The organism is Nocardioides sp. NPDC006273 (assembly GCF_040613495.1).
GTDB lineage: Bacteria > Actinomycetota > Actinomycetes > Propionibacteriales > Nocardioidaceae > Nocardioides.
Map to the genome: position 1 here is coordinate 1 of NZ_JBEXSD010000111.1, position 6,999 is coordinate 6,999.

Genomic DNA, 6,999 nt, shown 5'->3' on the forward strand with positions numbered 1-6,999 from the left:
ACGGCAACGACCGGAGCGAGGTCGAGCGCCGAGCTTGCTCGTCCGCTCGCGCCGAGCGAGGGAGTCACCGCGCGAAGCGCGGAGGCGGCGGCGTGAGCACGCTCGACCAGCCCCGCCCCCGCCGGGTGACGATCAACGACGTGGCCCGGGAGGCAGGAGTCTCGGTGGCCACGGTCTCGAAGGTGATCAACGAGCGTTACGGCGTCAGCGAGGCGACGAGCGAGAAGGTGCTCGCGGTCATCGAGCAGCTCGGCTACCAGTCGTCGCTGATCGCCTCGAGCCTGCGCCGCAAGTCCACCGGTGTCATCGGCGTGCTCGTCGCCGAGTTCGAGCCCTACTCCGCCGAGCTCCTCAAGGGCATCTCAGCGGCCTTGGACGGCACGGGCTACGAGCTGTTGGCGCATGCCGGACGCACCGGCGCCCACAACCACACCGGCTGGGAGCGCCGCTCGCTCTCCCGCCTCGGCCACACCCTGATCGACGGCGCGATCGTGGTCACCCCGTCCATGATCATCACCGACGAGACCACCATCCCGGTCGTCGCCATCGACCCCCACACCGGACCCGACGGCCCGATGACCGTCGACGCCGACAACACCACCGGCGCCAGGCTCGCCGTCGACCATCTGGTCGGCCTCGGCCACCGGCGCATCGGCTTCCTCGGCGGCCGCCCCGACCTCCGCTCCGCCGGCCTGCGTGAGCAGGGCTACCGCGATGCCCTCCAAGACGCCGGCCTGAGCGTCTCCCCCGACCTGATCCGGGTGGGCGGCTACCACCCTGAGCTCGCCGAGGCACCGGCCCGCGAGATGCTCTCGCTCCCGGCCGGCGAGCGACCCACCGCCGTCTTCGCCGCCAACGACATCTCCGCGATCAAGGTCATCGAGGTCGCCGGCTCGCTCGGCCTTCGCGTCCCCGAGGACCTCTCTGTGGTCGGCTTCGACAACGTACCCGAGTCCCGTGACTCCACTCCCCCGCTCACCACCGTCGCCCAGCCGCTCCACGAGATGGGCCGGGCCGCCCTCGGGCTCCTGCTCGAGCTGCTCGAGGGCAAGCAGACCGAACGCCACCTGCGGCTGCCCGCCGAGCTGGTCGTACGCGGCAGCACCGCTCCGCCGGCCTGAGCCTTCATCACGGTATGCAGCGAAAGGCGCACATCCCGTGCGGAGATCCGCTGGGGATGTGCGCCTTCGCCTGCATACCGTGACGGAGGAACGAGCCCGCTACACGTGCCCGGTAGCCGATGCTCTCCGCCGGGAGAGGGCGTCGACGCTGGCCGCGACCAGGAGGACGAGGCCGGTGACCATCCAGACGGTGCCCTGGGGCTGGTCGAGCAGGCCCATCCCGTTGTCGATGACCGCCACCACGGTGCCACCGATGACGGCATCGATGACCCGGCCCTTGCCGCCGAAGAGCGAGGTGCCGCCGATGACGGCGGCGCCCACGGCGTACAGCAGGGTCGTCTCGCCGCCCGTGTTCGGGTTCACCGAGTTGGTCCGGCTGGCGATCATGATGCCGGCCACGGCAGCCATGGTCGAGCAGAGGATGAAGCACGACAGGCGCACCCGGAACACGTTGATCCCGGCCCTGCGCGCCGCCTCGGCGTTGCCGCCGACCGCGTAGACGTGTCTTCCCCAGGCGGTGCGGGCCAGCATGAAGGTCAGCACGATCAGCAGGCCGACGATCACCACGAGCGAGACCGGCACCCCCTTGAGCGAGGTCAGCGCCGGGTTGCGGCTGCGCTCGACGGAGAGATAGCCGACGACCACGAGCACCACGACGGTCAGCAGCCCGGTCTTCAACGCCCACAGCAGGATGGGCTGCACGGTGAGGTTCTTGGCCCGGCGGCGCGCATCGGTGACGTACGTCGAGGCCGCATAGCCCACGACGCACATGATGCCGAGCGCCCAACCGAGCCAGAGCGGCAGGTTGGCGTTGTTGAGGCCGTTGATGAAGTCGTTGCGGTAGGGAATCGTCCCGCCCTCACCGATCATCGTCAGGAGGACGCCCTGCAGCCCGAGGAACGCGGCCAGGGTGACCACGAACGAGGGGATCCCGAGCCTGGCCACCAGTAGCCCGATGAGCAGACCGATGACCGCTCCGGTGAGCAGCGCCGCTAGCAATGCCGGGACCAGCGGCCACTCCTGCCTGGTCAGGAACACCCCGAGCACCCCCGCACAGGCACCGCCCGCGAACCCCGCCGACAGGTCGATCTCGCCCAGCAGCAGCACGAAGACCAGGCCCATCGCGAGCACGGTCACCCCCGCCGACTGACCGATCAGGTTGGCGAAGTTGAACGAGTTGGTGAACTGGTCGGGTCGCAGCGTGGAGAAGACCACGACCAGCGCGATCAGGCCCAGCACCGCCGGCAGCGAGCCGACCTCGCCACCCCTGAGCTTGGCCAGGTAGGCCCGGAAGATCCCACCCAGCGAGTTGTCCGGATCCGGGTCCGGCACCGAGGCGATCGTCGGGTCATCGGTGTCCAGACTCATGCCGCCACCTCCGCAGCGGAAGGCGAAGAATACGGAAGTGGCGACCTGAGACTTGTTGTCGCTCGCTGGCGCTCGCTCATGCCGCCACCTCCGTAGAGGAAGGCGAAGAACACGGAAGTGGCGACCTGAGACTTGTTGTCGCTCGCTGGCGCTCGCTCATGCCGCGCCTCCTTCGGGAACGACGCCGGTGGTGATCGCCTGCACGACCCGCTCACGCGTCGTGGAGGCGGCCTCGATCTGACCGACCATGGCCCCCAGGTACAGCACCGCGATGTCGTCGGCGACCTCGAAGACGTCGTTGAGGTTGTGGCTGATCAGCAGGACGCCGAGGCCCCGGTCGGCCAGGCGCCGCACCAGCCGGAGCACCTGCTCGGTCTGCGCCACACCGAGGGCCGCGGTCGGCTCGTCGAGGATGACCAGCTTCGAGTTCCACAGCACGGCCCGGGCGATCGCCACGGTCTGCCGCTGGCCACCGGAGAGGGAGGCCACCGGCGTACGCACCGATTTCAGCGTACGCACCGAGAGACCGTCCAACGTCTCGCGAGCACGCTGCTCCATGGTGTCCTCGTCGATCAGCCGCAGCCGGCTCATCTCCCGGCCGAGGAACATGTTGTGCACTACGTCGAGGTTGTCGCAGAGCGCGAGGTCCTGATAGACGACCTCGATGCCGAGCGCGGCGGCGTCCTTGGGGCTGGCCACCTTCACCGGCTGCCCCTCGAAGCGGTAGTCACCGGCGTCGAAGAGATGGATCCCGGCCATCCCCTTGACCAGGGTGCTCTTGCCGGCGCCGTTGTCGCCGACGAGCGCGGTGACCCGGCCCGCCTCCACCGAGAGGTCCACTCCGCGCAGGACCTGCACGGCGCCGAAGGACTTCTCGACGCCGTGCAGCTCCAGCAGCGGACTCACTGAGGCACGCCGTTCTCGGTGCACAGGTCCGCGATCGCACCGGCGCACACCTCGGCGGCGTCGGCCTGGCCGTCCTCGATGACCGACCCGACGGTCTCCTTGGTGACCCAGACGGGCTCGGCGAGCACCGAGGGCACGTCCTTGCCGGCCTCGGTGTCCTCCACGGTGCCGGTGGCGAGCGCGTTGGCGGCGCCCTCGTCCCCGTCGATCAGCGCGATCGCCAGGTCGGCGGCGGCCTTGGCCTCGAGCGCGGTGTTCTTGTAGACGGTGCCGCACTGGAAGCCCTGCAGGATGTTCTGCAGGCCCTCGACCGAGGCGTCCTGGCCGGTCACCGGGATCTTGCCGGCCACCTTGTTGGCCTTCAGCCGGGCGATGATGCCGCCGGCCATGGTGTCGTTGGCCGAGACCACGCCATCGATCTTTCCGGCGTTGGCGGTGTACATCTGGTCGAAGACCTTCCCGGCCTTGGTGGCGTCCCACTCCCCCGACTGGTCGCCGACGAGCTTGTAGGTGCCGTCGGCGATCTTCGCCTCGAGCGCCTTCTCGTAGCCCGACTTGAACAGGGCCGCGTTGTTGTCGGTGGCCGCGCCGTTGACGTAGACGATGTTGCCGCCGCTCTTGCCCGCCGCGGTGATGCACTCGTCGAGTCCCTTGCCCATCAGCTCACCGACCAGCACGTTGTCGAAGGAGACGTAGTAGGAGGCGCCGCCGTTGAGCGTCAACCGGTCGTAGTCGATGCTCGTCACGCCGGCGTCGGCGGCCTTCTTCAGGCAGGCCGCACCCGACTCGGAGTCCAGGTTGGTGATGATGATGACCTTGACGCCCTCGTTGATCATGCTGTCGCACAGCTGACCGAACTTGGCGGTGTCACCCTGCGCGTTCTGGATCGTGGCCTCGAGGCCGGCATCGGTGAACGCCTTCTCCAGGTTGGGTCGGTCCTGCGCCTCCCAGCGAGGAGACGTGGTCGCATCGGGCAGGATCACGCCGACGTCGGTGCCACCTGAGCCGCCCGCGTCGCCGCCACCATCATCCGAGCCTCCACATGCCACGAGCGATGCGGTCGACAGAGTCGCCACCGCGGCGACCGCCATCAGGCGGCCGATCTTGTGCGTGTTCATCGTCGAACTCCTCAGTCTGAGTGTGATCTATGTCACGTCGGGGTGCAACCTATCTTCTTCAGCGGCAGCGTGAGGCGGTTCTGAGGAGATCCCGAGGACCGTTTGATGACAGCCGTACGCCAACAGGTCACCAATGCCCGCTACTGTTCGACGGCTTCCGCCCACCGATGTCCACCAGAACAGCGATCACGTGACCGCCACCTCGGATCTCCGCACGCCCTCGCCCGGCCGCACCGTCAGCGATCCCAACCTCCCCAAATCTGGGCAGACCCGCCCGCCACAGGTCTCCTCCGGCCCGACCGCCGGCCACATCAGTGAGATCCACGGTCTGCGTGGCATCGCGCTGGCGCTCGTGGTCGCCTTCCACCTCTTCGGCAACGGCCGAGTCTCGGGCGGGATCGACGTCTTCCTGGTGATCTCCGGCTTCCTCGCCACCCGGTCGCTGGTGGGCAGGGCCGAGCGTGGCCGGGTCCGGCTGGGCGAGCACTACGGACGTACGTTCGCGCGGCTCGCCGCGCCGGCCCTGATCGTGCTGGCCGCGACGGCCGCGCTGATGGTCGCCTTCATGCCCCAGACGCTGTGGACCCAGACGACCCGCGAGATCATCGCGGCCGCGACATACACGCTCAACTGGGAGCTCATCGCCAATCAGCTCACCTACGGCGCGGCGGGGCCGTCATCGACTCCCGTGCAGCACTTCTGGTCGCTCGCGGTGCAGGGCCAGTTCTTCCTGCTGTGGCCGCTGGTCGTCGTCGGGCTCGCCCTCGGACTCCGCGCGGTGGCCCGCGGACCGCTGCGCGGCCGCCTCGATCTCGCACGCGTGCTGTTCGTGCTGACCGCGGCCGCGTTCGCGATCTCCTTCGTCTACGCGATCAAGGTCTCCGGCGCGGACCAGGCCGCGGCGTACTTCAACTCCATCACCCGCTTCTGGGAGATCGCCGCCGGCGGCCTGACCGCGCTCGCCCTGCGCCGCCTGAACCTGCCCGAGCAGATCAAGCCGTACGCTGCGTGGACCGGGCTCGCTCTCGTCGTGACCTGCGGTTTCGTGATGGACGGCGCCGACCGGTTCCCGGGTCCGGCAGCCCTGTGGCCGGTCGCCGGGGCGCTGCTGGTGATGATCGGGTCGACGCCGTCGCCGCGCGGGCCACGCCGCCTGCTGGCGACCCGTCCGCTGCGGTTCGTCGCCGACATCTCCTACGAGCTCTACCTGTGGCACTGGCCGCTGCTGATCGTCTGGCTCTACTACTCCGGCGGCGAGCGCCTCACCATCGCGTCGGCGGGGGGCGTGCTGGTCGTCTCGGCCGTGCTCGCCTGGGCGACCAACCGGTTGGTGACCCGACAGGTACAGACGTACGTCATCAAGCCCGGCGGGCCGCGGGCACTGATCGCGACCGCCGCCGCTCTCGGGATCGCCCTGGTCGCAGGGGTCCAGGGCCTGAACGCGATCGACCGGTCCGAGCAGCGGGCGATCGAGGATTCGGCCCGGCTGGCAAGTGCCGATCCCTACGCCACCGAGTGTCTCGGCGCCGCTGCGATGGCTGCGGCCGTCGAGGCGAGGAGCTGCGAGAACCCCGCGCTCGAGGGCCGGATCAGCCCGGCGATCGCAGCGATCGGGAACGACGAGGACAACCAGCCGAGCTGCTGGTCGTTCAAAGAGCGCCCGGTGCGCTTCACCGCCTGCCCGCAGGGCACTCATCAGGGTTACACCAAGCGGATGCTGGTCGTCGGCGACTCCCACGCGGTCGCGCCCGCCGGCGCGTTCGACCTGGTCGGCAAGGAGCACGGCTGGCGCATCGACGTCGCCGCCCGCGCCGCCTGCCACTGGAGCCACCGCGAGCTCGGCTGGAACTTCGGCGACAACCGAGCCGCCTGCAGGGCGTGGAACGACCAGCTCGAGGCGTACCTCGCCGCCCCCGAGCAGAAGGATCTCGACGCCATCATCGTCACCCACTCGGCGCGGAAGATGACCAAGCCGATCGGCAGCGAGACCCGTTGGGAGGCGACCGTCAACGGCATGGTCGAGGCATGGGCGGCTCGCCCCTCCACCGATGTCAAGATCATCGCGCTGACCGACAACCCCATGTTCGAGCCCGACACCGCCGCCTACCTGCGCAAGGACCTGGGCTGCATCTCCCGGCACAGCCCCGAGACCGCCGGCCGGGCATGCGGCAAGCCGCGCGCCGAGGTGCTCATGGACGACCCGCACCACGAGGCGATCGCGCGCGACCCGAACGGCGCCATCGTCGACCTCACCCATCTCTACTGCGACGACGACTTCTGTCCGGCGGTGATCGGCAACGTGATCGTCTACCGCGACGGCAATCACCTCACCGCCCGCTATGCCCGTTCCCTGGCCCCCTACCTCGGTCAGGAGCTGGCCAGGATCGTCGGCTAGATGTGATGCCCAGCCAGGTTGTTCAACCTGGTGATGGGTGCGGCCTTCCCGATTGCTGAGTGGGGTCGGTGATGGTTGTACTCGTGGACCC

At 69.2% G+C, this 6,999-nt stretch carries 5 protein-coding genes; 2 read left to right on the top strand and 3 right to left on the bottom strand.

Annotated features, from left to right (window positions below; all coding sequences use genetic code 11):
* The first annotated feature begins 92 nt into the window (after nucleotides 1-92).
* Nucleotides 93-1,121, top strand: coding sequence for a LacI family DNA-binding transcriptional regulator (locus tag ABZZ22_RS26520; protein ID WP_354938397.1), 1,029 nt, complete (start codon nucleotides 93-95; stop codon nucleotides 1,119-1,121).
* A gap of 99 nt (nucleotides 1,122-1,220) precedes the next feature.
* Here the strand turns inward: ABZZ22_RS26520 and ABZZ22_RS26525 are convergent, their stop codons facing one another.
* The 3 genes from ABZZ22_RS26525 to ABZZ22_RS26535 all read right to left on the bottom strand — a co-directional run bounded on the left by ABZZ22_RS26525 (nucleotide 1,221) and on the right by ABZZ22_RS26535 (nucleotide 4,513).
* Nucleotides 1,221-2,489 (bottom strand): ABC transporter permease, encoded by a 1,269-nt coding sequence (locus tag ABZZ22_RS26525; protein ID WP_354938400.1) that lies wholly within the window; start codon nucleotides 2,487-2,489, stop codon nucleotides 1,221-1,223.
* A gap of 156 nt (nucleotides 2,490-2,645) precedes the next feature.
* Nucleotides 2,646-3,395: an ATP-binding cassette domain-containing protein gene (locus ABZZ22_RS26530; protein ID WP_354938403.1), complete on the bottom strand. Its 750-nt coding sequence runs from the start codon at nucleotides 3,393-3,395 to the stop codon at nucleotides 2,646-2,648.
* Nucleotides 3,392-4,513 carry a substrate-binding domain-containing protein gene (locus ABZZ22_RS26535; RefSeq protein ID WP_354938406.1) on the bottom strand — a complete coding sequence of 374 codons (1,122 nt, stop codon included), beginning with the start codon at nucleotides 4,511-4,513 and terminating at the stop codon, nucleotides 3,392-3,394. The genes ABZZ22_RS26530 and ABZZ22_RS26535 overlap by 4 nt, the downstream gene beginning before the upstream one ends.
* A gap of 190 nt (nucleotides 4,514-4,703) precedes the next feature.
* On the opposite strand from ABZZ22_RS26535, the gene ABZZ22_RS26540 reads away from it, so the two are divergent.
* Nucleotides 4,704-6,908 (top strand): acyltransferase family protein, encoded by a 2,205-nt coding sequence (locus tag ABZZ22_RS26540; protein ID WP_354938409.1) that lies wholly within the window; start codon nucleotides 4,704-4,706, stop codon nucleotides 6,906-6,908.
* Nucleotides 6,909-6,999: the final 91 nt, after the last annotated feature.

Bases quoted from the DNA above. Each gene is read 5' to 3' on its own strand.
- ABZZ22_RS26525 (WP_354938400.1), bottom strand. From the start codon at position 2,489: ATGAGTCTGGACACCGATGACCCGACGATCGCCTCGGTGCCGGACCCG.
- ABZZ22_RS26535 (WP_354938406.1), bottom strand. From the start codon at position 4,513: ATGAACACGCACAAGATCGGCCGCCTGATGGCGGTCGCCGCGGTGGCG.